Raw genomic sequence first — 26,528 nt, forward strand, 5'->3', positions numbered from 1 at the left:
TGTATAAGATTATGGAATATTTAATTCTTTAAAATAAACTTTTAATTCATTAGAGTCAATTTTAATAGGAAGATCCTTAAATTTCCATCCATTTGAGGGAGCCTTTATATTATTGGATAATTTGTGATTATAAAGCATTATATAATTTTTAGGATGTATAGAATCATATAATAAAAGATATTTTTCACCTTTTTTTAAACTATTAGCGCAAGTTCTGTCAATTCTTTCTCCATTTATATAATACAAAAAATCCGTACCAACACCATTATTATTTTTTTGATGCCAATCACTTGTTATATAAGCAACAGTATATTTTGAATTTTTCTTTGCATCCTTTAGATTAAAATGAGATAAAAAAAATGCTAAAATAATAAATAATAATGTAGCAAAAGCAAGGATTATATGATAATTATTTTTTAACAGTCTAACGACTTTTATTATGTGTGTCATTTGCATCATTTAATAATTTATCTGTGCCATTCATATAAATGCTTGGTATCAAAGTATTAGTTAAAGTATTTCCTCCTACCATTCCGGCAGCAGTCCCCAATGTTCCAGTAAATATTTTTGCAGTATTTATCGTTGCATCTTGTGGGAACCTACCATTATACAAAGAAGTGCCAAAATTATTGGCAGTATTCAGAGATAAATTTGTTAAAGCCATTTTCCCCATTGACCGAAAGCCATTTCCTCCTCCTACAAAAGTATTTATTAGTAGTTGCCTTCCGTCAATATTTTCTGCTCCTTTAAAAAAAGCTTGTGTAGATAAATCTGTAGCACCTCTTATAGCAGCTCCCTGTAAATAACTCCCAGTGGTTTGCCCCCCGAGAATACCAATTGAACTTCCTGAGCCAACTTCACCCAAGGCAGCCCAGCCTGCACCTCCTGTAATAATGGCACTAGGTGTCAAAAGAAAACCCGCCATAAATTTACTAAAATCATCTATGGGCTTTGTATTTATGTAGCTATCTTTTGCCGTTCCACTTTCTACAAGATTACCACCCACAGAAGCCGACCAATTTCCACCTTCTCCTAGGGTTACAGTCTTGGTCACACCTGTATCTACACCATTTTGTGCTATAGATGTTGTATAAGTACTATTTGCATCTCCACGACCATTGGCATAAGAGACATATCCTGCATCTGTGGCTTGTTGAGCAGAAGTTATTTTACTATTATATTCCCAATTACTTTGACCTGTTCTTCTCACCCAATCTAGTTGAGATCTACCATCAGGGTCAATAAAACGAAGAGGATTGTTTATAGCATAATTATATGGATTAAATCTTCTATTAGTTTCCGCCAACGGATCTACAACACCCCATCTACCAATATCCGGCATATAGAATCTAGCACCATAATCATACATTCCGGTCTCTTGGAGTTCCTTCCCGTTGTACTTGTATTGATAAGAAGGATTTCCTGCCAAAGCATTATACCCTTCATGCTTCAATCCAAAAGGATAATAGTTGTTTTCTTCAAGAACTTCTATGCTGCTTCCATTATGGAAATAACTTAATCTTGTATTTCCTAAATGGTCGCTATAACTGTAAATATACTTATTTTTTACAAAATCAAAATACCCTTCTGAAGTGGGTATAAATTGTAAGGCAGGAGAAGGAGCAGGACATCCAATGCACCAAACACCTCCTGTTTCCAAAACATATTGAAAACCATTAAGGTAATCCGTTGATGTCCCTAAAGTGCTTATATTCCCCATAAAATCTAATTTATAGTATGAGAAATTTTTTCTAAGCTTTGTTCCGTCTGCGCTATACAGATAAGATGTGTTGTTGCCAAACGGACTTTTATTATTGTTCGTAACAATATTGTTAGGCAGGTTTAAAAAGTTATAGTCAATCTTAGTGAGTCCTTTATCCGGATGTTTATTCATATTCCCATTCAGATCGTATGTAATTGTCCCTCCACCACCGGGATATCCAGAGTAATTTTGAGCTGCATCTGAAATAGAACTAAGCCTATTGCCATCATAAATATAAGTAAGATCATCAATAGTTAAAGAAGTCGTTTGAGAAGCGGGAGGTTTTCCTGTTCGTGTTAGTTTAGTGATATTACCATTTAAGTCATAATTGTAGTACTCATTAAAGTTTCCAGCCCATACAATTGAAGAATTAGGTTCTAAATAATAACCACCTGTAAGCCTATTAAGAGAATCATACATATAAACATATCTTCTCAATACATTGTCATTTTGAGTTGCCCAATCTATTTCCGAAATGTTACCATTGTATCTTTGAGTCCAATAGTCAGTTGATGGCAAATTATAACTCATTTTATAACCAAATAAATCATTTCCCAAATTTGCAGGATTATTGATCTGTGTCATCCAGCCTCGGATGTTGTATTGATAATCTACAGTCTGCAGACCATTGCCTAAGACTGTACCACCCACTTTTTTGTATTCCAACTGTGAAAGTTCATTATACTTGTTCTGAGCAAGATATTCCACAGCATTGTTATCAACCTTATGGGTATGGGTTAATAATCTATTCTGATGATCATAAGTGAAATTTTCGGTAATCACTCTTTCGGTATCACTATCCAGTCTTTTGTGTCTGGTAATTGCCATCTTTGGAGTTCCCGAAAAATCAAGCTCAGATTCTGTTTTCGTATAACCTCCTAAATGATTAATAGAATGTGTTCCGATTGCTCTTCCTTTGGTATCATACCAAGTGTAATTTTTTGTCCAATTGTCATCTTCAATATTTTTCACATAAGAAGCCACTGGTAAACTTTTGGTACTTATATTTGAGTTTTGAGCATCCTGTGAAAGAACATTTTGCCCTAAAATCTGAGTTGGGATTGCAGGAGTTCCTATAGGATAGGTGTCGTAATAGTTGACCGATAATATACTTTCTATATTCTGAGGATATGCAGTATTGGCGTAATAGATTTGTAAACCACTCTGAGTGTATGTTCCCGCAGTTTCTATATTTGTTCCGTAGGTGTTCGTAATCCACGATTGTACCGCATTTCTGTTTCCGTTATCAATTGCTATTCCTGTATATAGAATTCTTCCAAACTTATCATATTTTGTAAAAAACCATTTATTCAAGAGCTTCTGGTTGGCATCTTGTGTTGCGACCAGTCGGTCGGCTTTATCATACACCATATATTCCCAGCCTTTTCCGGGAAGCTTTTTTTCTACCAACCGGTTTCTGCCGTCATAACGGTACTGGTAACAGAAATCGTTTAAAATATCACTTGGTATTTCCTCATCACTTCCTGCACCATATTCCTCAAGAAATGCAAAAGCTGCTTTAGGTGGTACTACTATGGCTAACTGATTGTATTCGTTATATATATAATAGGTGTCGGCATTCTCGGTTGCACTCAATACTTTTCTAACAAGTATGGTTTGTCCTTGCCCGTTTTTAAATTCAATGGTTTTATTTCCATCTTCATCTGTTACCGTATTTTTATAAAGCTGTGCCGTTCCATAGAAGACATTAAGAGATGTTCTTGCGATCGTCTTTGTCGCATTCTCAAGCCAGGTTGTCGTTGTAACAAAATTCCCGACACGATCAGCTGTTCCGTCATTGGCATCATAATCAAATTTTACAGGTTTTGCTGTCCAATCATTACCCACCTGAATCTGTTGTTGAATTCTGTCTAATGGTGAATTTTCCAATATTCTTTCTGAATAAATTTTTTCTGAACCGTAAATATCTGGATTAGAAGCAATATCCAACGGCGCTGTAAAGATGCTTCCATTAGCTGAAAAACCTTGAGGTACAGGAAGATAATCTTTCACCTGCCTACCGAAAGCATCGTATTCAATATGCGTTACCACATCATTTCCAAGTGGGGATGCTTTGATATTAACAATCTGTTTTCGTCTACCCAAACCATCGAAATACTGAACCGTTTCTGCTGTTTTTGAAGCCGTAGTCCCATAATAATCCAGATATGTTTTTGTGTCAACGTAATTTTCTGTCGGGCTCAATTGTCCGTAAACTAAACCCGACAACAGTAAAGTTCCTATGGGGATAAGTATTTTTTTCATATTTATGTTTTATGGTTTGTAGTTGTACTTGAATTCTTTTATGATTTTACCGTTAACATCTTTGATATTTTCTAATCTGTTGGCAGAATCGTATTTATAAATCTCTCTGACCCCAGAAGGAGGAGTAATGCTTGTCACTCCAACCAGTGGATCATAGGTATAGGTAGAGATTTGTGCATTTTGCAATGCAGGAAGTTTTCTGAAAGTATCTAATTTTCCTATTAAAGTCTGCTCAGTACCCGCATCAATATCACCATTTGAAGCCGAAATAATATCTGCTGCCAATGCGCTTGCTACAGAATATGATACACCCGTTACTTTTGCGATAGGCTGGGTAGAATTGTAACCCCAAATAATAGATGTTACAACACCATTTTTTGTCGTGTATTGTAAGATATTTCCTTTAGAGTCGTACTGATCATAAGTAATTTCTGTAGTAGAAATTGTAGGATTTTGAAGATCTGAGGATAATATTAAGGTTGGAAATAAGTTTGAAGGATTATCATATTTTGTTTCTGTTTGAGAGAGTATTTTTCCCGCATCTAAATCGTTCTTCTTCTTAACCACTATTGTTTCCAATGGAATACCAACAATATTAGCATTAATTAATGGTATGTTATTTTTTTCAAACGAATATTGATATTTCGTTTCAGTTATAGAGGCATCAGGATACGAAACTTTTGAGGTTAATAAATTTCCTCTACCAATATTATTATCAAAAGCAGAAACATATTCATTTTCTGTTTTGGAAGATAAAACTTGGCCATTTAAATATTGTTTTTTTATAATTACCGAAACTCCTGGGTTATAAGTTGGATAAATTGTTCTGTAAATTAAGTTATAAATTGAAAAGGGATAACCTGCTGTATTCTGAACTCCATTGGTATAAGGGTTTATAAAAGGAAGCGGATTAAAATATTGGAAATAATAATTACTTATGGGGTTCAATGCACTAGTATTATTCATCTGTCCAATATATCCTTCAGTCATTGTATGATCATATATACAACCCCACATTAAATCTTTCTGAGCAATTTGATAATCATAATTTTCTTCTGATACAAGGGAAAAAGTGTTATTATACGAATAATTTGAAATTGTTTTTAGTAAACCATTTTTTACGCCTATTTCATCTTTTACCTCAAATGGTTTATAATCAAATGTATAGTCTCTAAAGTATGCTATATTATTAACTGTCTTGTGTGGTTTAATACTAAATGAATTTAAGTTACTAAAAGCACTTAACATTGGAAAATTCATTGGTTCTTGAAAATTTGGCTTAGGCGGCTTAATGCCCTTTCCTAATGCATAAACATTATATACAAGAGTTGGAGATATATAATAACTGTACGTTTTTTTTATCTTCTCTGAAGTCACCAAATTTTCATCTATTTCCTCAACATTTTCGTATCCTATATAATCATTTTCATATAATGCCATATTTCTAATTAGCACATATCCATTCATACCATTAAGATCTGGGTTACTAGGGCTATTTCCTGCTTGAAAATATTCTAAAGATCTTTTCTTTCTGAAATCAAATAAACTAGGTCTTTTTAATAAATATCCAGAAGAGTGGTTCTCAACGATACCATCATTGTTAGTATCTTCTACATAATGATAATTAAAATCCTTTTTGTAAACTCCTCCATTATTGTCATCTGTTAAAATTGTTTTTATCCTTAGACCTCCTATATAATTATATAAATTACCATTTATATTATTGTTTTGATAAATCGAATATTTATTTGCATTACTGTCATTAACAAAAGATTTTTTTGGATTATAGGTATTATTTTCATATTGTAAAGTAGTAGATCCTTTTGTAGGATAAATTATCTTCTTCAGTGATAACGCATTAGTATAAAGCGGATTAACATCTCTATTTGCTCCGGGTATTGATAAGAGAATTTCTGATCCCGTTCGGAAAATATTGTTTTTAGGGAAATCGTACCCAATTGCATTACCTTCAGCTTCCGGTACTGTTATAGAAAAGGCAGGAAAAAGATTTTGATTAGTTGCAACACCATTGAAGTAGCCCCAATAATCTATTGCCGTAGAATTCTTTGCAGGTATAAATTCATCATTGTATTGAAACTGTTGTGTATTTATAGTCTGATTATCTTTATCTAAAAAGTCAATTGATGTAAACTTTAGTCTCTTATTTAAATAATCTTGTCTATTCGAAAACCCAACCTGATTTTGTTGCCATTCACCTAAATCTGTAAGTATCGAAGTGAAATTTGTATTAAAATAATCCTGATTTAGTTTTATCTTATTGATTAATTTGTTGTTCAAATCATAAATACTAATTTCTACTATTTTTTTGTCATTATAAATATCGGTTCTTGTATCATAAGTAAAGATGATATATCCTGATGAGAAAACTATTTTCTTAATTAGTTTACAGGTAAACCATTTTAAGCCTTCATACACTTTTAGTTCGCCAAATGGAAATGTAGTATTGACGTAGTTACCATCATAAAAATCAATTGGCATCCCTGCATAGTCATACAAATTATAACTCGGTGATGATTGAAGTGTTTCATAAGTGAATTTTATTTCTTTACCATCTTTTGTTTTAATTTTAGAAACATACCATGCATTATCAGTTTTTGTTATGTTTGAACCTTGAAATGTTAAAGATTCAAAATCGTTGAATGTATATACATTTCCCTTCTTATCGGTTACCTTCATTTTCTTCATTGTGGGTTGGCCTACATTATTTAAAGAATCAAGAATTTCAATTTTTAAATTATCTTGAATCTTTTCTAATACAGCTGTTTTATTTCGTTTAAAAATAAAACGACCTGAATAATTAGGCAAATTATAAAAATAGTCATCTGGCTGAAAATCAGTATTATCTTTTATTCTGTCTGCTTGAATGTAATTTTCAAGTTTATAATCAGTTGGCCACAATCTCGTGTCTAATCCTAATTTTAAATAATCGGTAGGAATTGCATAATATCCAATTAAGTCCGGAACATAACTTCCATCATTTGCCTTAGAATTAAAGTATTTACCATTTAGTTGTCCGTATCCACCTATAAAATCATCTTGACCGTTAATTGACCTGCTGATTAATCCAGGGAATCCTAATGACCATCCTAAGCCCACTCTCGATGCTTCTTCTCTGACTTTTATACCTCTGGAACTGTAGTCTAAAGAAATGGGAAATTCAAAATCACCTTCTTTGATAGTGTATATCGGAATGGTAACATTTGCCAAACCAGAATATGGTGTTACAGGAACCTGCCCATAAGTTTGCATTTTAGTAACATCAGGTGATGTTGGATATGTTATTGGAGCATAGTTATTTGCTGATTGTCCATATATAATCCCGCATAATAATATATAAAATAATAAAATTTGTTTCTTCATCATGTTTATTTTTTAATTAATTTAGCATTCGCAGTTTTCTCAGTATCCGTTTTTATCACAATCAGATATGCTCCCTGAATTAAATTCTGCGTGTTAATCTTCGTTACTTTATTCTTTGTTTTCAAGCTTTGAAGCTGTCTTCCTCCCATGTCATACAATGTGATATCTGCTTCTTTAAAATCAAATCCTATTTCCACATAAGCATAATAAGACACCGGATTCGGATAAATCTTAATATTCTGTTTCTCGATTAGCTGATCAATCTGAGAATCACCAAGCTTTACAATCTTCCAATTCTCTTTTCCGAGTTCTTCAGCACTTGTTCCGGCAAGCACGATAGAACCATCCTTATTCATTTTCAGATCAGAAAGTCTTTCCTCTTTCTTTCTCGATTCTCCTTTTATATATTTTCGCCATTGTTCATTTCCATCATTATCAATATAAAGCATCCAAAATGTTTCATCCCCAGCTTCAATTCTTCCTTCAGCCTGAGTGTAACCACCAAGTAAAACTCCTTTTGAATTTTTACCATCTCCAGTGTTAATCACATTCATACCCATCAGAATATCACGGTTTTTAAAATTGTAAGATTTCTGCCATTGCTCTTCCCCCTTTGTATTTAAAGAAATGAGCCAGATATCTGTTCCTTCTTCAATTCCTACTGTTTTATTTCCTGATTTCTCAGATCTCGATTCTCCGCCAATAATATATCCTGAAGAAGTAAAGGCCATTGATCTCAAATGATCATCACCTTTACCTCCGAAATTCTTTTCCCATTCTATTTTGTTGTCTTTGCTGAGTTTGACCACCCAATAATCACCTTCTCCAAAGTTTTCTGTAGTTTTTGCAGTAAATTGTGTAGTAACAGAATTTTCTTTATCATCATTCTTTACCGTTTTATTTCCTGTCGTGGAATTACTTCTGGAGTAAATACCCAACAACGCTCCTCCATCAGGCGTAGGAATCATCTTTTCTGCTTCATCTAATCCTCTTCCGCCTAAAATTAATTCTGAAAGAACTTTTCCGTTTTTGTCAAGTCTTGTTACCGTTACATCTTTTGAGCCGAATCCATTGGCTGCATTTTGAATATTTCCTGCCACCATAAAACCAAAATCAGCGGTCTGAATCACGGATCTTGCTTCTTCATCCTGTGATGTGCCTAAAGTTTTTTGCCACAATTCATCTCCGAATTCATTAATTCTGATCAACCAGATATCAGATCCTCCTTTAGAAGCCTCTTTTTTGTCTAAACCTTTTCCTGAAAAAGAAGTTCCTGCCAGAAGAAATCCTCCTTCCTGAGTTGAAACCGTTGCCGATAAAAAGTCATGATTATGTCCCGAGAAATACTTTTCCCAGACTTCTTCTCCTTGTTGATTCAGTTTGATTAAATGAAAATCGTAACCGTTGTTTTGTTTGTTTTCAGTAGTAAGTTTCTTGGATTGAATCGAGCTGCCTGTAATCAGATACTGCTGATCGACTGTTGTGGTGACTTGCGAGAGAAAATCCTGAGTAGAGGATTTAATATCTTTCTGCCATACTACATCTTGGGCAAAAAAAATTGTGGCAGTACCCAGAAGTACTGCACCAAAATAGATTTTTTTCATGATTTGGTTGTTGTTAGAATATGTTATCTATCAAATATACAATGTTTTAACGCAATCTATTTTCTAACAAATGAAGCTTAATAATGTTTTATGATTATGTAATTTTTAATCATAACTTTTTACAAAAATGATATTAAAGAATTATTTTCCAAATATTATATTTTTCATAAAAAAATAACAATTTAAGACGTATGATTTTTGTTGAATATTTTATTTAGTTTAAATAAAATATTCAACAAAAACGTTAAAAAAAATGCTATAAAGAAGTACTTTCCGGAATACCTACCTTCTAAAAATAATTATCTATGTTTTTTTATCTGCGTAAAAAAATACAACAGGATTCAAAACCTGTATATAAAAGTTACAGCTTACATAAAAATACTTTTTATAATTTCTTCTTGAGAAGTGAAAAAGATAAAATCATTTTTTAAAAGTTCATTTCATAGCTCTAAAAAACCAGTGCTTTTGTACAGCAACCTAAGTTGGTATCAAATAAAAATGAGTACTGCTCACTCATTCTAATTTTAACCCTATATAAAAATTACGCACGTTTTCTTATGTCCAGCGTTTATTTTACGCATTCTTAAATGATAGGAGATGCGTAAAAGCAATATAGGTTATTAATATAGCTGAGTAAATGAATGTAAGTCAGTCTTTTTTCTTTCCTATCAATCGGTTCTTTTTCCTTTTAACCGCAATAATAATTAATAAAAAAATCAAACCACTGATTGTCAGGTGATTTAAATAATAGTTTGATATTTTCAGAGCTCTAAAAAATAAGTGAATTTATGTAGCAAGATGTGTCTTTGTACGTACAAACTTTTCAAGTTGTACCTACAAAGAGGATCTTGCTTTTTTGCAAAAAGGGTAAAAAACTTCGGAACTCAGTTTTACTCTTTGAAACTTTATTTTAAGATTTCAAATCAGTTCAGATTATTCTTTTTTAATCTTAAAAGAAAATACAAATTTCAAAATGATCTTGTTTAAATTTAATTACTTGTTAATTATTGGTTTATGTGAATTTAAAACTCATTTTGTCTGAAAATTATTAATCAAAATATATGAGTAGAAGACCTATTAATATCGGTGGAAAAGAAAGTGTTATTATCATAAGAATCCAAAAAAGTCGGAAAGAAAACTGGAAAAAACTCTGCTCCAAAAAACATATTTCCTTAACTAGTTTAATCATCGATTCTGTAGAAAGTAGAATTTTAGATAACGAAAGTAGAAAAACACTAGCATTTATTAAAAACAGAATAATCTTTTTGGAAAGATTAAATTCGTTCTGAAAAAATCAAATTATATTTATTGATTATGTGAGTAGGCAAGTTTGAACAAAACCTCGATTTACAAACGGATATTTTAAAGAATCTAGGAATTATAAAAAAGAACTATATTTAGCTGACAAAGAAAACGACAACGTTATAAATGAATGGTTTGAAATAAGGACGATAAAAGGTGAAACCAAATGAAGAAAACTGATTTATATTTATTGCTTTCAGGTTGTGCATTAATTTTGACATTTTTAACAGGCTTAGGTTTTATTTTAAGCTTTGTGCTTTTATTTCTTATACATTACGAAAAAAAGAAATTGAGACAAGAAGTAACAACGTTAGAATTTAAAACTGAAAATAGAAAATTAATAATTGCTCAAATATTATGTGTAATTGATATTTTAATTTCGGTCATTGGCATTTTAAGCATTCTGATTTATGCAGGACTTGCTTTTTTTAGAGGATATTAAAAAACGACCACTAATGAGTTAAAGAAACTAAAATATATTCAACGAAAGCAAAAGTAGCAGAATTTTTATGAAAAAAACGCTTCTCAAAATATTAATATTATTGTCATAATCTTTATTTTATATTCAATTTATAATTTTTCCAAACCTAAAATTTATATTTCAAAATTAGAGGTCGAAAATAATATTCCAATAAAAATTGATTTTTATAAAGGACATGAAAACAAATTTTTTGGCGATAGTATTTTGATTTACATTCCATATAAATTTAAAATAAAAAATAATAGATTAAGAGACATTGGAATTGGGGGATTATTTTTCCGAGAAAATAATGAAATTCTGGTTTTCAATAATAATGGAAATGAAATATATAATAATACAGACAGGTTGTATTATTATCATTCTAAAAGATATATTCTTGATTCTCTATTTAATAGCTTAAATTTTTCACGATATTTCGAAGTCAGAAATCAAAATATAATCCCGCCATATTCGAGTAAAATACTATACTTTTATAAAGCATTTAAATTTAAAAAAAATATAATAGATAAGAATCTAAACAAAAAAGATTATATTGAAATTGGAGAGAATTTTTATAATAATGAGAGTATCTATCTACAGTCAAAAAATAAATATTCCGTTCCAAAAAAAATTATTGATAGTCTTTACAAAATTGATGAAGAAAAAAACATGTACTTTGTCTTTAACAAAAATCAGAAACAGGGCTATTATCGGATAAAATATAATTTATTGAAAAACAATCAAGATTTTGCGGACTATTATGATACTATAAAAGTAATTCGTAAAAATAATGATAAAAACAAATTACAAAAAATACTAAGTAATCCTGTCTGGAAAGACTAAAAAAACTACCGCTAACAAAGGTTGACAAAACTGCAAAATTCAACAGTAGTAATTCTATTGAACTTTTGTACTAAAAATTCCTGCCTTTGGCAATATCCGAAATATTGTGTGCCATTTTACAGACCGACCGTATTTAAAAAACTGACCCAAAATGAGATTTATAAAGTTTATCATATTACTTTTATTTATGAGTGGTTGTAGCAATCCCAAAAAAGAAGTCTGAAACTTTTGAGCAAACATCAAAACCTGTTGTAATTAAGACAAATGAAATGGATAGTGTTAAAAATATTTCAAAAGACACAATTCCTGACTTTGATAGTAATAAATACGCCATTGACGAAAAAGACATAAAACCACCTATTCCAATTCCGCCAAAAATTGTTGTAGTTAAAATACCTTACATTGAGCCAATAAAATGTTTCAATCCAAATTTGACAATAAATGATGCTGTAGAATTAATTAATTCGAGAATTATGGACACGCAATGGTTTATAGTGGAAGACAAAAAAGTGAATTATCAACATATCAAACTTGACCAAACAGATACAATTTGGATGAAAGAAAAATTGCTAAAAATGGATTGGAAATTAATTGATAGTTCACAAACAAATATTGGAAATCAAAACAGAATTACATTGAAAATGCAAAAAGAAAATAGAATTTGTAATATAAAAAAGGAACTTTATTTAGCTGGCAAAGAATACGATAACGTTATAAATGAATGGTTTGAAATAAGGGCAATAAAAGTGAAACCAAATGAAGAAAACTGATTTATACTTAATAATAACATTTATAATCATTTTTTTTATTATGTAGTTTTCTCTTATCATAAAGAAGTTATCAAACAAATTTTTCTTATATTTGGAATAACAAAACAAATCCAAAACCTACATTTCAAAAGTGAGTAATTCGGTGAGTATCTAAAAATCAATCTCTGTAAAACCTCATCAATATTTAAAGAGCAGGTGGTGTTACCTATCTCCCCGCAAAAAGAGTCTTCAAAATGAAGACTTTTTTTTTTGCAATACATTTTAGTTAAACAGGATGGGATTGCAAAACCTGATTATCCTCCAAATCCTTATTACGTTTTTTGATGAAATCTATCGGGCGAATTCCATTTATTTCCTGAAAAAGATTTGAAAAATTTGTTCTGGAAGCGATTCCACATTTTTCTGCTAATGTCTCAATCTTGTAGCTTAGATATACTTTATCATTATACAACTTATTGGTAATGTAATTTATACGAAGTTCACTTAGGTATCTATTAAAATTTACTTCTTTATACTCATTGATTACTTGAGAAAGATAATTGGAGTTTGTATTAAACTTTATCGCCAATTTATTGAGTGTTAGTCCGTTTTCAATAAACTCAAACTTTTTTTCAAAATTATCTAATTTTAGAAGTAAATCGTTAATTATTGCATCACTTAATCCGGATTTTTCTTCCCCACTTGGTTTTACATTAATTTTCTCCGTAATGATTTCTGTAGAAGATTTATGAAGAATCTTTTCTTCTAAAATTTTATAATTTGATTTAATTTTTTTCTCATTCTTATATTTTATCATTAAAGCAATTGTAAGGGTTATTAATAAAATAATTAAACCCACAATAATCCAAATACCCCAAGACGTTGTTTTTTCTAGCCTTTCTTTTTCTGCCGTTAAAGCTTCTGTATCATATTTTTTATGAATTGTTGATGCGAGATAAGAAAAATCTTTCGATATCACACTGTCTGCTTTCAATAGTTGTTTGGTGTAATACAGTTCTTTTTTAACTTCATTATCTTTTTTATAGTGATTAATGAGCAACTCATAATTTTCACGAAGTTCCGGAAGTATAAAATTATGTTTTTGAAAAATGGAGTCTACCCTATTAAAATGAAGAATTGCATTAGGATAATCATTAAGACCTAAATATGATTTCCCTATATAAAAATAAGCTACCGTAGCCCAGGCAAAATCATTAATTTTTGTGATTGGCTTTATTGATTCATGAAGTAAATTCAATGAAGCTTTATATTTCTTTTTTCTATACTCATCAATGCCTTTTTCCTTTAGAAAATAGCCATATTCTTGTTGGAAATTTTTATTGTTTTTAGTTTGTTGAAGTCCTATGTTTAGAATAGAATCTACCGCTTTATAGTTATTTAATTTTCTATAAGATACAGACATCTGATGCAGGCTATTGTAATAACCTCTTTTGTTATTGAATATAATATTAGGATGAACTTTTTCCTTAGACTTTAATTCAAAATGAGATTGTGTTTTTTTAAAATGAATCAAGGCTTCCTGATTATATCCTAAATAGCTTTTCACTACTCCAATGTGATAAAGAATAGCATTTTTTAAGAAATCATCTTGTGAATTTTTAGAGTACTCATACGCCTTTAAATATTCTTGCAAGGCAGGTTGGTACTTTTTATAATTAAAATAGTAGATCACTCCCTTTCTTAAATAAGCATCGCTTATCAAATCTGTATTATCAGATAGTTTTGCCGCAAAAATAGTACTATCTGCATACTTCAGCTTAGCACTTGCAGAAGAAGAATAAAATATTGCATCATTATAACCTTCCACCAGATGAGGATAATCTTTTTCTTTTTTAGCCAACGAAATATACCCTTTCAAAAACCGAAAAGCATTAGTGTCATTTTCAGGATAATTTTCGTATTTCTTTTTTATGTTGTAAAAATTACTATACGATTCTTGTTGTGAATAGAAAATGTTAAAAATAAATAAGAGTAGTATAAAGCAAAACCTTTTCAAAAATTTGGATTATAAGGTGAAATATTTATTGTATAAAAATAACTAAAATCTAATTAAATCAATAAGAAAAATCCACTTTAATAACATAAAAACTAAACAGATGAAAAACATGTTTAAATTATTAAAAACCAACACTTTAAAATTGAGCTAATTCATTAATTAGCACGTGCTGATTCTATAATAAGCACTACAAACATTTTCGTAAGCAGCTAAGGTGGTCTAAATTCGAAATCTGAATTCACAATAAACCGGCCGGGATAACCTTTCAAAATAATGTAGAATAATGAAAAAGCTTATCTCAATTTTTTTAGTTTTAACCCTATTAATATCAACAATGTCTTGTAGGTTTCAAGATGATGATTTTGAAACCAATGAAGTCATAAGTAATACAGAATTACAATCTGCCTACGAAAAAAGAAACGACACTGCTAAAGCAAAAATAATTAATAGCCTCGGAGATCCTCCTCCAAAAAACGGAACACAGTGGAGAATAAAAAAATAAAACCATAACCATAAAAACTCAAATTACAAAAGCAACCAAATTAAAAAAAATGGGCTTCTCTCGTTTGGTTGCTTTTTTACCAAAACAACAATTTACTTGAGAAGACAAAAACTATTTATGAAAAAAGAATACACCATTTCTATTATCTGAGTTTTCAGGTAATATCTTAGATAAAAATCTTGATGAAAAATACGCATATAAGAAACTAATTTTCAATGAATACCGCCAAAAAACAATAAAAGAATATCGTAAAAATATGGTTGAAGAAATAAAAAAATTCTCTCTAAATTCAGAAGATGAAATCCTTAAAATTTTAGAACCGTATGAATCACTTGAATTTATCGAAAAGAAGTAAAATTATATTATTTCTCCTTATTATTTCATCTTTTGTTTCGGCACAGAGTAAAAGGTTTTATTATGAAGTTAACTTTAAACGTGATTCGGCGGGTTCCTATCCGGCAAAAGATGTTTTAGTATTGGAAATAAATAAAGATTATAACATCTTTTTAAGCAACGACTACATTGTAACCGATTCTCTTAATAATATCAACAAAGACAATCAGTTTTTTGCAGAACCTAAATTTGAGCAAGTGGTACTCTACAAAAAGGATAATCATAAATTTGATTTTATTCAAAATCTTTCAATGTATTATTATAAATACCCAGCAAAAAGAGAAATAAAATGGAATATCTCTAATGAACATAAAAAAATTGGAATTTGGGCTGCAACAAAAGCAACTACTGATTTTGGAGGCAGAAAATGGACTGCCTGGTTTTCGCAAGACATCCCTTTGCCTTATGGACCCTATGTTTTTTATGGACTTCCCGGGCTAATTCTTGAAGTGAACGATAGCGAGAATAACTATCGTTTTAATTTAATTCAAAATAAAAACTATAAGGTAGAATTAAATTCTAATAATTTTATAGAAAAACTATTTGGTGATAGAAAGATTGACATAACCGAAAAAGACTGGCAAAAGATTCAACTCAACTATTACAATAACCCAATACCTGAATATAAGGAAGGAAAAGCTGTCATGTTTACAGATAAAGGTGATGAATACACCCAAAATGACTACAGAAATCTAGAAAAAGCTATTCAAAACCAAATAAGAATTTATAACAATCCTATAGAATTAGATAAGGCAGTAAAATATCAGAAAAAATAGGATTATCTTTTAGAAACACAGAATATTATATAAATGTTAGTTATAGAATTTTGTTTAAAACAAACCTATACAACAAGGGGTCTTTGTAATTGAATTCTAGGTAATTTTCACTCTACTAACCCCACAATAAAAGCTGTAATTTAATTATTACAGCTTTTATATTTTATCCGTAAAATTCTGTTTTTTAATAGAATTTAAAAATACAATTTTAAGAATATTGCAGATTTTCAGATGTCTTCATTTATTTTTTCTACTCCACCCTACTTCATTAGAAATCTGAATCTATCAATATTTTTTAGAGCAATACCTGTCCCTCGAACTACAGCTCGCAAAGGATCTTCGGCTACAAAAATAGGTAAACCAGTTTTTCTATGAATTCTGTCGGCTAATCCGTTAAGCAAAGCGCCGCCTCCGGCAAGGAAAATTCCGGTTTTATAAATATCAGTTGCCAATTCTGGTGGTGTGATGGAAAGTGTTTCTAAAATAGCATCTTCAATTCTCATGATCGATTTGTCAAGAGCTTTAAAAATCTCCTTGTAATTCACCATAATTTCTTTTGGTTTTCCGGTTAAAAGATCTTTTCCCTGTACCGAAATATCATCTAAAGGAAATTCTAGTTCTTCCAAAGCAGATCCGATCTCAATTTTTATTTTTTCAGCTGTTCTTTCACCAATATCCAAATTATGTTGTGATCTGATAAAGTAAGCAATATCATTCGTAAAAACATCACCTGCCAATTTCAATGATCTGTCGCAGACAATTCCGCCTAATGCAATTACAGCAATTTCTGTAGTTCCTCCACCGATGTCAACAATCATATTTCCTTCCGGGCTTTCAACATCAATACCTGCTCCAATAGCTGCAGCCATTGGTTCGTAGATCATAATAACTTCTTTGGCATTTACTTTTTGTGCAGAGTCTCTAACCGCTCTTTTTTCAACCTCAGTAATTCCTGACGGAATACATATTACGATTCTGAGTGCAGGTTGTATGAATTTACCTTTGATTTCCGGAATTTTTTTCACAAATTCTTTAATCATATGTTCGGAAGCATGAAAATCTGCGATAACCCCATCTTTCAGCGGTCTGATAACCTTAATATCTTCATGCGTTTTACCCTGCATTAATTTTGCTTCCTCACCTACAGCGATTGCTTTTCCCGTCAAACGGTCAATGGCAACAATAGAAGGTTGGTCAATAACAATTTTATTATTGTATATAATTAGGGTATTAGCCGTTCCCAGATCAATTGCAATCTCCGCCGTAAACATATCAAATATCCCCATCTTTCATTTAAATTTCTAGGTGATAAATGTACGGCTATTCCTGATATATTCCTGATAAAATAAGGTATTTAAGAAGTTAAACATACGTTAAAATATAGTTGTGAATGCCATCAATCTAATCAAGTTTGAAAAAAATTATCAGTAATATTTCTTTATCAAAAAAGAATTTTCATAAAATTAATCTAAAGTTTTTTTAATTTGAATATTATATTCATATTTTAATTACATTTACAAATCATCAAACTTTAAAAACAAAAGCTATGAAAAACTTAAAAAAACTCAACAAAAGTCAATTAAAAACAATTAAAGGAAGTGGTATTAATCCATTACCAGAACCAGACTTCTGTATGTATTACTGTAATGGTGTTATAATTTGTGCAACTTGCAGTGATGATTTCAAATGTCCGGATGATTCCATGTAATTAATGGTTGAACAAAAAAGAAGATGCTGTTTCAAAGGTGAGACAGCATTTTTTTTGTTTTAAAGTGAAGATTTGGCCTTGAATTTAAATCTAAATAGAGATTAGTTTGCTTTTTCCTATTTCACTTTCATTTATAAATCAATATTTTTTTTAAAAAAAACTTGCGTAGTTAAATAACTACATATAAATTTGTAGTCAAATAACTTCATAATGAATTTAAGACGCGATGTTTTTCAGGCAATTGCCGATCCTACAAGAAGGTCAATTCTGGCTTTGGTTGCTGCACAATCGATGACTGCGGGAGCAATTGCTTCTAATTTTGATACCGCAAGACCAACCGTTTCAAAACATATCCAAATCTTAACAGAATGCGAGCTATTAACTTCCGAACAAAACGGAAGAGAAATAATTTATCACCTAAATCCACAGAAAATGAAAGAAATAGCCGACTTTATAGAACCTTTCCGTAAAATGTGGGACGATCGTTTCAATACTCTGGAATCTATTATGAAAAAAAACAAAAACTGATATGGAACTCAAAACAAAAATTAAAGCGGAAGAAAACACACAGGAACTCTTCATTACCAGAGAATTTGACCTGCCTTTGGAATTACTTTTTAAAGCTTATGAAGATGCAGAAATTGTAGAACAATGGATGAATACAAAGGTTATAAAGCTAGAAAATCACAAACACGGAAGCTGGAGATTTGAAACCTCTCATGACGGACAAGTAGTATTTTCTGCAAACGGAGTCATTTTGGAATTTGTTTCGAACGAAAAAATCACCCGAACTTTCGAAATGGAAAACAGCCCGTTTCCGGTGCAATTAGAGTTTCTCACTTTTGAAAAAATTGGTAATGAAAAAAGTAAACTGACAATTCAGCAGATATTCAAATCGGTAGAATACAGAAATCAGCTTTTAAAAATGCCTTTTGCAAAAGGTTTAAGTATGGCGCACGATAAACTTCAAAATATTTTCACCAATTAAAATAATATGAAAATGGAAAAAAAAAACAAAATCATTTACTGGATTGTCACAATTTTTCTTTCCATCGGAATGTTGGCAGGCGGAATACAGCAAACGCTTCAGATAGGCGGTTACAACGAAATCATTACCAAATTACATTATCCTTTATATGTATTATCAATCTTGGGAGTCTGGAAAATTTTGGGTGTAATCGCAATTCTCATTCCTAAATTTCCTTTGTTGAAAGAATGGGCTTATGCAGGATTTTTCTTTGCAATGTCGGGCGCAGCAATCTCTCATTTTGCAGTAGGACAATCTTTCACAGAAGCACTTCCTGCTTTGATCTTATTGATTGTAACGATTTTATCATGGTATTTCAGACCTTCAGACAGAAAAATAATTTCTAAAAACATTTAAAATGAATCTACAAGCCGAACAATTTTTCGAGAAAGCAAAAAAATGGAAAGAAGAGTTCTATCTCTTACGTGAAATCGTTACTGAAAATGATTCTCTGGAAGAAGATTATAAATGGATGCATCCTTGCTACACATTAGACGGAAAAAACGTAGTGCTCATTCATGGTTTTAAAGAATATTTTGCTTTGCTTTTTCATAAAGGTGTATTAATGAAAGATCCTCAAAATATTTTAATTCAACAAACTGAAAATGTACAGTCGGCAAGACAGATCAGGTTCAAAAATATTGAGGAAGTAGAAAAACAGCGAACAATCATCAAAAAATACATTCAGGAAGCTGTAAAAATAGAACAATCCGGACAAAAAGTAGAATTGAAAAAAGCCTCTGAATATCCTGTTCCTGAAGAATTTCAAAGAGCTTTGGATGAAGATAAAGCTTTAAACGAATCATTTTATGCTTTAAGTCCGGGAAGACAAAAAGGATATTTGTTCTATTTTAATCAGGCGAAACAATCAAAAACACGCGAAACGCGAATTGAAAAATATTACCAAAATATTCTCGACGGAAAAGGAATTGATGACTGATTTGACTACGCAACTGTCATTCTGAATACAGCGAAGTAAAATGAAGAATCTCACCAATAAAAAGATTTCTCCTTCGTCGGAATGACATTAAAAAATCACCCTAAAAAATATAAAAAGAGGAATTCTTATTTTAGAAATTCCTCTTTTTGTTGAAATAAACGGCTATTGTTATTTTTTCTTTAAATCTTTATTGATCTGCTTTTCAGCATTTTTAGCCTTCTGTTCCTGAGCTTCTTTTTCTTTACGCTGCTGTCTTTTTGTCTTTTTCTCAGCACGTCTTTCTTCTCGGATAACTTTGTTTGATTTTTCATTGTACAAAGCATCAACAATTCCCTGCCCCGTTTTACTGAAAATTTTTACCTGAGGTTTTTCGTGAGTTCCGGTAACAACAATCGGGAAACCAATCAATCCTCCCGGAAGAATTCCGACACGAACTCTTAAATCAAGCAATCCGTTAAAACTGGTTGTTCCGCTGATTGTAGGTCTCAGAATTGAAACTTTAAAAGTAAATTTATCAACATGGATCAGATTATTTTTGATGTGTGTTTCAATATTCACCCCTTTCATATCAGGATTATTGAAAGCTTTTGCACCAATATTATCACCAACTGCGGAAAGCATTTTAAGATTTTTCACTTCTACGTCACGTAGATTAACCACTCCTCCACCTTCTAAAGACGGATAAATTGGGGTCATGTTTTTATCAAAATCTCCTTTTAATTTGTAATCTAAAGAAACAATTCCTTTTACATTTTTGGCTGCAGTTGCCATTTCACGAACCATATCAATCTCGTTATACGCTCGCTGAACATCAAAATCCAAAACATTCAAAGCAATATCATAATTTGCGGTCAATGGAGATTCATCCTGATAACGCGCATCAATTTTCATTCTGCTTCCTACAACATCAAATGAAGTGTTTTTAAGAAAAACTTCGCCTTTATTGACCGAAGCTAAACCGAAAAGATTATTAAGATTCAAACCTTTAAACTCAACATTTTTCACATCTGTTTCCAACGAAACATCTAAGTTTTTTGGAATGATCACAACGCCGCTGCTTTTTGGATTTTCAACTTTTGCATAATCAACTTCTATTGATTTCTTTGAATTATCTCCGTCTTTCAACGCCATAAATTCATCAATGAGAATGTATCTCGATTTTAATTTAAATTTCCCGTGAAGTGTACCTTTTCTTTCGATAAAATAATTGATTGTGTTTAAAAGATAACCATTTAAAGCAAAATCAGACTTTCCATAATTGGCAAAAAATTTTCTGAACCACATTTTTTCATTTTCAAATTCAAAGTTTCCTTCTTTAATGTAAAATGATTTCGGAAGATATTCTGTGGTAGCTTTTATATTCTTTAAAATTAAATTTCCGCGATTATCTAATCTGCTGTACTGACCGGTTGTTGCGTAACTTTGTCGTCCGTTCAGAGACAAATCTGCCATAATTAATCCGCTTACATCTAAGCCTTTTTTGGCAAAAACTTTATAAATTCTTCCCACATTCAAAGTTCCTTTTGCACGAACTTTATACAAAACATCTTCAAAATTCTGCAAATCAGCATTTACAAATACCGGATTTCCTTCAAAATCAAATTTAAACGGATCTAATTTTACTCCTAAACTTTTAAAAGTTCCATCGGTATTGATAATATTTGCAACAATATTGATATTCTGAATCGGATTTGGATAATATTTTGTTTTCAGCCATCCGTTTTTCAAATTAAGATAACCGTTTGTTTTCGGGAATAATTTTTTATCTAAACTAAAAATTCCGTTAGCTTTAATATTCGTATCCATCAAACCTCTTGCATCGATATCTTTTAAACCTAAAGCCTGAGTTAAAGTTTGTAAATTAACCGCACCTTTTACATCTGCATTAATCAGCATTTCGTCTAAACCTTTTGTTTTTACAACCGCTTTAAAATTATTATTCGGACCGAGATCGAAACTTAGATTTTTCAGATCAAGTCCTAATTTTTCTGTATTTAAATCGGGTAAATCTACATTAAGATCCATATTAAAATTATTCATCGGAACCGGGGCTTTTCCATTAGAGACGAATCCATCTTTCACCATCAATCGTGCTTTTAATCTTGGTTTCTGATTTTGAGGTTCACTAAATCTTCCTTTCAGACTGAAAAACAAATCGCTTTTTCCTTCAATTTTGGTATCTTTTGCCCAATCTAAATATTGTGGCGGAAGTACAGATATCATATCACGAATCGTGGTTTTCTCTGATGCGGCATTGATGTCGAGATTGTAACCGTCTTTTAAAATACTTACAAAACCTGTAAATTTTAAAGGAAGTTCATTAATTCTCAGCTCATTTTTTCTCAACACAAAAGTCAACGCATTGGTATTGATTCTGGTAATTAAATCTGCATGCAGAGTTTTTTGCTTGGCGTAATAAATTCTGTTTAAACTGAAATCTAATTTATCAATATCCAGATCCGTTTCAAGGTCAAAAATATCTTCACTTAATCCACCTTTTCCGGTATAATTCAATCCTTTTGCATCAACCAAAACTCTTGCAGCGTGATCATTATATTTAATATTCCAGTTTCTTAATTTAATTAAATCAAGCTTTATGGAAGCTCCTGTACTCGTTGTATCTTTCGGTTTTTGTGAAGGTTTTGAAACATACACATTATAATTTGCTTCACCTTTTGTGTTAACAAAAACATTCGCATAAGCATCTGTAACGTAGATTTCGTCGATTTTTACTTCACCATCAAAAATTAAGTTTTTAAGATTAATTCCGACTGCTACTTCTTTTGCAGCAAGCAAAGTATCATTCTGAAAAGGCTTTGAACCTTTCAATAAAAAATCATCGACCGAAACTGTCAATGAAGGAAAATGCCTGAAAAAAGTAAGATGCGTTTTTTTGTAATCAAGTTCTCCCGCAAGATGCTTATTGGCAAACAATTTTACCTGTTCAGAAACTTTCCCCGGAAATAAAATCGGAATGATGAACATCAAAAAAAGAATGGAGGCAATGGAAATTCCTATCCATTTCAGAATTTTCAAAATTATATTTTTAAACCTTTGCATGGCTGAATTATTTTGTGATTATACCTACGAATTTTGCACTAATATTTGATTATTATCTAAAATCGAGCCATTGAAAACCTTTTCTAATATGTAAAACGTTTTATATTTCTAAAAATATTCGTCATTTATATTTTCTGATGTAATACTTTGATCATTATGATTGTTAATAAGAATATAAGCCACTCTCTAATGACTAAATACCAAATCTTCTTATTATTTATTTTCAATTTTGTATTTTTTTCTGCGCAGCAAAAATTTAATATTAACGGAACTGTTTCAAATAGTAATAACACTAATTTGAATACACCAATTGAGATCTATTTATATGACACCGAAAATCAACTCATTAAAACGACCATAACAAAAGAATCGAAGTTTGAATTTAATGATCTGAAATCAGATACGTATTATCTGCAAATCTCTTCCGGCGAAACGGAACAAAAAGAAAAACCATTCTTACTCAATCACAATGAAAATTTTAACATCATTTATCATCCAAAAATAAAAGAGATTGAAGCGGTTACAATCGTCCGTGAGAAGAAAAAATTTAGTGTAGAAAACGGAAATATTACATTAGACATTTCAGATTCGCCTTTAAATAAAGTAGCAAATTCTTCAGAATTGTTAACAAAATTACCTTTTGTAACGCTCGATGCCAATGGTGAAGGTGTTTCTGTTGTTGGTAAGGGAAGTCCTTTGTTGTATGTTGACAATCAGCGGGTAGATTTTTCTACTTTGTCTGGAATTTCAGTGGAAGATATAAAATCTGTTGAAATCATCAGAAATCCATCTGTAAAGTATGAGGCAGAAGGTAAAGCAGTTATCAAGATCAATTTAAAGAAGAGCAAAAGAGACGGTTCTAAACTCTCATTATCTGAAACGGCAACCTTTCAAAAAAGATTCAGCAATTATTTTAATGCAAATTTTCAGCAGAAAAAAAATAAAACAGAATGGAAAATCAATGCTGCTTTCAATGCCGTTCAACATTGGGAAAGTAACGGCTACAACTATTCTGTTCCAAGCAAAAACATTTCATCAGATTACACCATCGTTTCTATTACCAATCGTCCACAAACTATTTTTGGAGCAAGTTTGTATCAGGAATTAAATGATGACGGAGATTATCTTACTTTGGCTTTCAATAGTAATTTTCGCCCGGATAAAGGCGATAACAATACCAACACAAAATACTCTGAAAATGGAATTTCTTCAAATATATTGACCTTAAATCATCAGGATAATAAACGAGCATCGATTAACTCGGTTTTTAATTATAATAAAAAATTGGCAGATTGGGACGCCAATATTTTTACAGGATTTCAATACACCAGAGAAAGCCGTAATGTGGATTATGAATTTTTTAATAATATTGATGATTCGGGGTATGAATTCAATCAATTTCGAAAGCAACGATATTCCGGCGATGTCTATTCCGGAAGAATCGATTTTGAAAAAAAACTCTATGAAAATTATAAATTAGAATTGGGGACAAGCTTTACAAAAGCTGAAACAACCACCGATAATATTACCAATTATGCCGCTATAAAAGCTCCCGAATTTTTTAATTATCTTTTTAAAGAAAGCAATACAGGATCATACGTTAATGTAAATGCTGAAAAAAACAGATGGAATTTTAAGGCAGGAATCCGTATGGAAACTACTTCTGCCAAAGGATTTAATAATATTTTGAAACACACTACCCTATCCCGAAATGCTGTGGACTGGTTTCCTAACGCAGAAATTTCTTTTCAGCAGAATAAAGATCATGTTTATACTTTAAACTTCAGGAAAACCATCTCAAGACCCGGTTATGGCAATCTCTCTTCAGGAGGATTATACGGAAGTCCGTACATAGAATATGAAGGAAATCCGAATTTAATACCAACTTACACAAATACCCTTTCTTTTACTACGAGTTTAAAAAAATGGTCGCTTAATGCATCAGTTTACACCAGCAAAAATCCGATGGGTTACACTTTGGTTTATGATGACACAAAAAATATTTCAAAATTTACACTCATCAATTTTGAAAAAGAAATGGGTGCGAGTCTCGGTTTAGACGTTCCATTTGAATGGAAAATCTGGTCTTCACAGAACAGTATGTCCGTCAATTATGGCAAAACAGAAGACAGTTTAGCTTTCGTTAAAAAATCGACTCCGTATCTTTATATTTATACCAATAATACGTTGAAAATCGCTAAAAATTTTTCGTTGTTGATGGATGGATATTACATCACCAAACGCACAGAAGGTTTATATGATAACAATGCAGTTTGTGTTGTCAATTTCGGGATTACCAAATCTCTTTCGGATTTCGATTTTACATTCAGATATAATGATCTTTTTAAACAGATGAATTATATTCAAAGTATGACGTATGATAAAATTAGTTCTACAGGAAATTTTTATGGAAATACACCTACAGTTTCGGTTGCTGTAAAATATAATTTTGGAAGGCTTGAAAAATCGAGTTATAAAGAAAGTAGTGTTAATGAAACTTCAAACAGATTATAATTAAAAACTTTTTTAAACTTTTTATTTAACCACAAAAGATTTAGATATTTCTATTTAAACTTAAAAAAAGAACATCAAAGCCTTTAAAAGCTTTGATGTTCTATAGCTTTTGCGGTTAAATCTAAAATTAATTTAAACACACTTATTGATTAATTATCTGATGTTAAAAATAAATTTTGCCATTTAAAATCATTTATATAATTTTACATAATCAGTTATGTAATTAATTATGGAAATATTTAACCGTACAGGAAAAATGGCTTTAGGAAGCAGATTAAGATTGCTTACAAGTAAAGTTACTGAAGATGCAGCTCAGATTTATGAACTGTATAATATTGAAGGCTTTTCTCCAAAATGGTTCCCCGTTTTTTTTGTTCTCTCTGAAACAGAAGAAATAACCATTACCGAAATCGCTAAAGAAATCGGGCATTCACAACCATCTGTTACAAAGATTATCAAAGAAATGACCAAAGCAGGTTTGGTTAATGATAAACTCAACTCTAATGATAAGCGAAGAAATGTTGTTGGTCTTACAACAGAAGGAACTACTTTAGCCAAAAAGATGATTGAAGAACAATGTACCGATATTGATGTGGCAATTGACGAAATCATTAACGAAGCAACAAACAATCTTTGGGAAGCATTGGCAGAATGGGAATTTTTACTGGAACAAAAATCTTTATTAAAAAGAGTAAAAGATCAAAAAAAGCTGCGTGAAAGCAAAGATGTTAAAATTGTAGAATACGAACCCAAATATCAATCAGCTTTTAAAGCATTGAATGAAGAATGGATTTCTACTTTTTTTGAAATGGAAGAAGCCGACTATAAAGCATTAGATAATCCTAAAGAATATATTTTAGATAAAGGCGGAAAAATATTTGTCGCTCTTTATAAAGACGAACCTTTAGGAGTTTGTGCTTTAATAAAAATGGCAGATCAAAATTATGATTTTGAAATGGCAAAAATGGCCGTTTCTCCAAAAGCTCAGGGTAAAAATATGGGTTGGCTTTTAGGACAGACTATTATAGATTCTGCAAAGGAATCGGGAGCCTCAAAAATCTATTTAGAAAGCAACACAATTCTGAAACCTGCCATTAATTTATATCATAAAATGGGTTTTGAAAAGATTGTGGGTCATCAAACGCCTTACAAACGTTGCAATATTCAAATGGAATTAAATTTGAAAAAATAATTGCTTTTATTATCTTTAAATAATTTCAACTAT

At 31.0% G+C, this 26,528-nt stretch carries 20 protein-coding genes; 13 read left to right on the forward strand and 7 right to left on the reverse strand.

The annotated features are described in order from the left end of the window. Positions 1-9: 9 nt before the first annotated feature. The 4 genes from OEW74_RS07025 to OEW74_RS07040 all read right to left on the reverse strand — a co-directional run bounded on the left by OEW74_RS07025 (position 10) and on the right by OEW74_RS07040 (position 9,012). The gene (locus OEW74_RS07025; protein ID WP_265427793.1) at positions 10-450 is read right to left on the reverse strand and encodes a hypothetical protein; all 441 of its coding nucleotides are present in this window, start codon (positions 448-450) and stop codon (positions 10-12) included. Further along, positions 425-4,027, reverse strand: a complete 3,603-nt coding sequence (locus tag OEW74_RS07030; protein WP_265427794.1) for a DUF6443 domain-containing protein — start codon at positions 4,025-4,027, stop codon at positions 425-427. Before OEW74_RS07030 ends, OEW74_RS07025 begins: the two co-directional genes overlap by 26 nt. A gap of 9 nt (positions 4,028-4,036) precedes the next feature. Continuing rightward, the gene (locus OEW74_RS07035; RefSeq protein WP_265427795.1) at positions 4,037-7,297 is read right to left on the reverse strand and encodes a hypothetical protein; all 3,261 of its coding nucleotides are present in this window, start codon (positions 7,295-7,297) and stop codon (positions 4,037-4,039) included. A 116-nt stretch (positions 7,298-7,413) separates the two neighbouring features. After that, the gene (locus OEW74_RS07040; protein ID WP_265427796.1) at positions 7,414-9,012 is read right to left on the reverse strand and encodes a T9SS type A sorting domain-containing protein; all 1,599 of its coding nucleotides are present in this window, start codon (positions 9,010-9,012) and stop codon (positions 7,414-7,416) included. Positions 9,013-10,073: 1,061 nt separating this feature from the next. On the opposite strand from OEW74_RS07040, the gene OEW74_RS07045 reads away from it, so the two are divergent. The 4 genes from OEW74_RS07045 (at position 10,074) to OEW74_RS07060 (ending at position 12,387) form a co-directional block, all read left to right on the forward strand. Continuing rightward, a complete protein-coding gene (locus OEW74_RS07045) occupies positions 10,074-10,301 on the forward strand; it encodes a hypothetical protein (RefSeq protein WP_265427797.1) in 228 nt (75 codons plus the stop codon). A gap of 179 nt (positions 10,302-10,480) precedes the next feature. Beyond that, positions 10,481-10,756 (forward strand): hypothetical protein, encoded by a 276-nt coding sequence (locus OEW74_RS07050; RefSeq protein ID WP_265427798.1) that lies wholly within the window; start codon positions 10,481-10,483, stop codon positions 10,754-10,756. Positions 10,757-10,999: 243 nt separating this feature from the next. After that, positions 11,000-11,617, forward strand: coding sequence for a hypothetical protein (locus OEW74_RS07055; protein WP_265427799.1), 618 nt, complete (start codon positions 11,000-11,002; stop codon positions 11,615-11,617). A 191-nt stretch (positions 11,618-11,808) separates the two neighbouring features. Next, the gene (locus tag OEW74_RS07060) at positions 11,809-12,387 is read left to right on the forward strand and encodes a hypothetical protein (RefSeq protein WP_265427800.1); all 579 of its coding nucleotides are present in this window, start codon (positions 11,809-11,811) and stop codon (positions 12,385-12,387) included. 265 nt (positions 12,388-12,652) lie between these two features. Here OEW74_RS07060 and OEW74_RS07065 read toward each other — a convergent pair whose 3' ends face one another. Next, positions 12,653-14,227: a helix-turn-helix domain-containing protein gene (locus OEW74_RS07065; RefSeq protein ID WP_265427801.1), complete on the reverse strand. Its 1,575-nt coding sequence runs from the start codon at positions 14,225-14,227 to the stop codon at positions 12,653-12,655. A gap of 439 nt (positions 14,228-14,666) precedes the next feature. Here OEW74_RS07065 and OEW74_RS07070 point away from each other — a divergent pair, with 439 nt between their 5' ends. Together OEW74_RS07070 and OEW74_RS07075 are read left to right on the forward strand one after the other, a co-directional pair. Then, on the forward strand, positions 14,667-14,885 hold the full coding sequence (locus OEW74_RS07070) for a hypothetical protein (protein ID WP_265427802.1): 219 nt from the start codon (positions 14,667-14,669) through the stop codon (positions 14,883-14,885). A 323-nt stretch (positions 14,886-15,208) separates the two neighbouring features. Beyond that, a complete protein-coding gene (locus OEW74_RS07075) occupies positions 15,209-16,054 on the forward strand; it encodes a GLPGLI family protein (RefSeq protein WP_265427803.1) in 846 nt (281 codons plus the stop codon). A gap of 260 nt (positions 16,055-16,314) precedes the next feature. On the opposite strand, the gene OEW74_RS07080 is transcribed toward OEW74_RS07075, so the two are convergent. Then, positions 16,315-17,340, reverse strand: a complete 1,026-nt coding sequence (locus OEW74_RS07080; RefSeq protein ID WP_265427804.1) for a rod shape-determining protein — start codon at positions 17,338-17,340, stop codon at positions 16,315-16,317. 260 nt (positions 17,341-17,600) lie between these two features. Between OEW74_RS07080 and OEW74_RS19695 the strand changes: the two genes are divergently transcribed. From OEW74_RS19695 to OEW74_RS07100, 5 genes are all read left to right on the forward strand, one after another. Then, positions 17,601-17,762, forward strand: a complete 162-nt coding sequence (locus OEW74_RS19695; RefSeq protein WP_416207902.1) for a bacteriocin-like protein — start codon at positions 17,601-17,603, stop codon at positions 17,760-17,762. A 210-nt stretch (positions 17,763-17,972) separates the two neighbouring features. After that, complete coding sequence (locus tag OEW74_RS07085) at positions 17,973-18,290, forward strand: ArsR/SmtB family transcription factor (RefSeq protein WP_265427805.1); 318 nt, start codon at positions 17,973-17,975, stop codon at positions 18,288-18,290. A 1-nt stretch (position 18,291) separates the two neighbouring features. Beyond that, a complete protein-coding gene (locus OEW74_RS07090; protein ID WP_265427806.1) occupies positions 18,292-18,750 on the forward strand; it encodes an SRPBCC family protein in 459 nt (152 codons plus the stop codon). 12 nt (positions 18,751-18,762) lie between these two features. Beyond that, positions 18,763-19,146 (forward strand): DoxX family protein, encoded by a 384-nt coding sequence (locus OEW74_RS07095; protein ID WP_265427807.1) that lies wholly within the window; start codon positions 18,763-18,765, stop codon positions 19,144-19,146. A 1-nt stretch (position 19,147) separates the two neighbouring features. Continuing rightward, positions 19,148-19,729: a YdeI/OmpD-associated family protein gene (locus OEW74_RS07100; RefSeq protein WP_265427808.1), complete on the forward strand. Its 582-nt coding sequence runs from the start codon at positions 19,148-19,150 to the stop codon at positions 19,727-19,729. Positions 19,730-19,897: 168 nt separating this feature from the next. Here the strand turns inward: OEW74_RS07100 and OEW74_RS07105 are convergent, their stop codons facing one another. Beyond that, positions 19,898-22,765 (reverse strand): AsmA-like C-terminal region-containing protein, encoded by a 2,868-nt coding sequence (locus OEW74_RS07105; RefSeq protein ID WP_265427809.1) that lies wholly within the window; start codon positions 22,763-22,765, stop codon positions 19,898-19,900. 321 nt (positions 22,766-23,086) lie between these two features. Here OEW74_RS07105 and OEW74_RS07110 point away from each other — a divergent pair, with 321 nt between their 5' ends. Both OEW74_RS07110 and OEW74_RS07115 read left to right on the forward strand, forming a co-directional pair. Beyond that, positions 23,087-25,303 (forward strand): outer membrane beta-barrel family protein, encoded by a 2,217-nt coding sequence (locus OEW74_RS07110; RefSeq protein WP_265427810.1) that lies wholly within the window; start codon positions 23,087-23,089, stop codon positions 25,301-25,303. 229 nt (positions 25,304-25,532) lie between these two features. Further along, positions 25,533-26,495, forward strand: a complete 963-nt coding sequence (locus tag OEW74_RS07115; RefSeq protein WP_265427811.1) for a bifunctional helix-turn-helix transcriptional regulator/GNAT family N-acetyltransferase — start codon at positions 25,533-25,535, stop codon at positions 26,493-26,495. Positions 26,496-26,528: the final 33 nt, after the last annotated feature.

Origin of the sequence: Chryseobacterium sp. YIM B08800 (assembly GCF_026163565.1) — a bacterium.
Taxonomy (GTDB): Bacteria; Bacteroidota; Bacteroidia; order Flavobacteriales; family Weeksellaceae; genus Chryseobacterium.

Bases quoted from the DNA above. Each gene is read 5' to 3' on its own strand.
- OEW74_RS07030 (WP_265427794.1), bottom strand. From the start codon at position 4,027: ATGAAAAAAATACTTATCCCCATAGGAACTTTACTGTTGTCGGGTTTA.
- OEW74_RS07050 (WP_265427798.1), top strand. From the start codon at position 10,481: ATGAAGAAAACTGATTTATATTTATTGCTTTCAGGTTGTGCATTAATT.
- OEW74_RS07075 (WP_265427803.1), top strand. From the start codon at position 15,209: ATGAATCACTTGAATTTATCGAAAAGAAGTAAAATTATATTATTTCTC.
- OEW74_RS07095 (WP_265427807.1), top strand. From the start codon at position 18,763: ATGGAAAAAAAAAACAAAATCATTTACTGGATTGTCACAATTTTTCTT.
- OEW74_RS07090 (WP_265427806.1), top strand. From the start codon at position 18,292: ATGGAACTCAAAACAAAAATTAAAGCGGAAGAAAACACACAGGAACTC.
- OEW74_RS07080 (WP_265427804.1), bottom strand. From the start codon at position 17,340: ATGGGGATATTTGATATGTTTACGGCGGAGATTGCAATTGATCTGGGA.
- OEW74_RS07045 (WP_265427797.1), top strand. From the start codon at position 10,074: ATGAGTAGAAGACCTATTAATATCGGTGGAAAAGAAAGTGTTATTATC.
- OEW74_RS07100 (WP_265427808.1), top strand. From the start codon at position 19,148: ATGAATCTACAAGCCGAACAATTTTTCGAGAAAGCAAAAAAATGGAAA.
- OEW74_RS07070 (WP_265427802.1), top strand. From the start codon at position 14,667: ATGAAAAAGCTTATCTCAATTTTTTTAGTTTTAACCCTATTAATATCA.
- OEW74_RS07040 (WP_265427796.1), bottom strand. From the start codon at position 9,012: ATGAAAAAAATCTATTTTGGTGCAGTACTTCTGGGTACTGCCACAATT.
- OEW74_RS07085 (WP_265427805.1), top strand. From the start codon at position 17,973: ATGAATTTAAGACGCGATGTTTTTCAGGCAATTGCCGATCCTACAAGA.
- OEW74_RS07025 (WP_265427793.1), bottom strand. From the start codon at position 450: ATGACACACATAATAAAAGTCGTTAGACTGTTAAAAAATAATTATCAT.
- OEW74_RS07115 (WP_265427811.1), top strand. From the start codon at position 25,533: ATGGAAATATTTAACCGTACAGGAAAAATGGCTTTAGGAAGCAGATTA.
- OEW74_RS19695 (WP_416207902.1), top strand. From the start codon at position 17,601: ATGAAAAACTTAAAAAAACTCAACAAAAGTCAATTAAAAACAATTAAA.
- OEW74_RS07035 (WP_265427795.1), bottom strand. From the start codon at position 7,297: ATGCAAACTTATGGGCAGGTTCCTGTAACACCATATTCTGGTTTGGCA.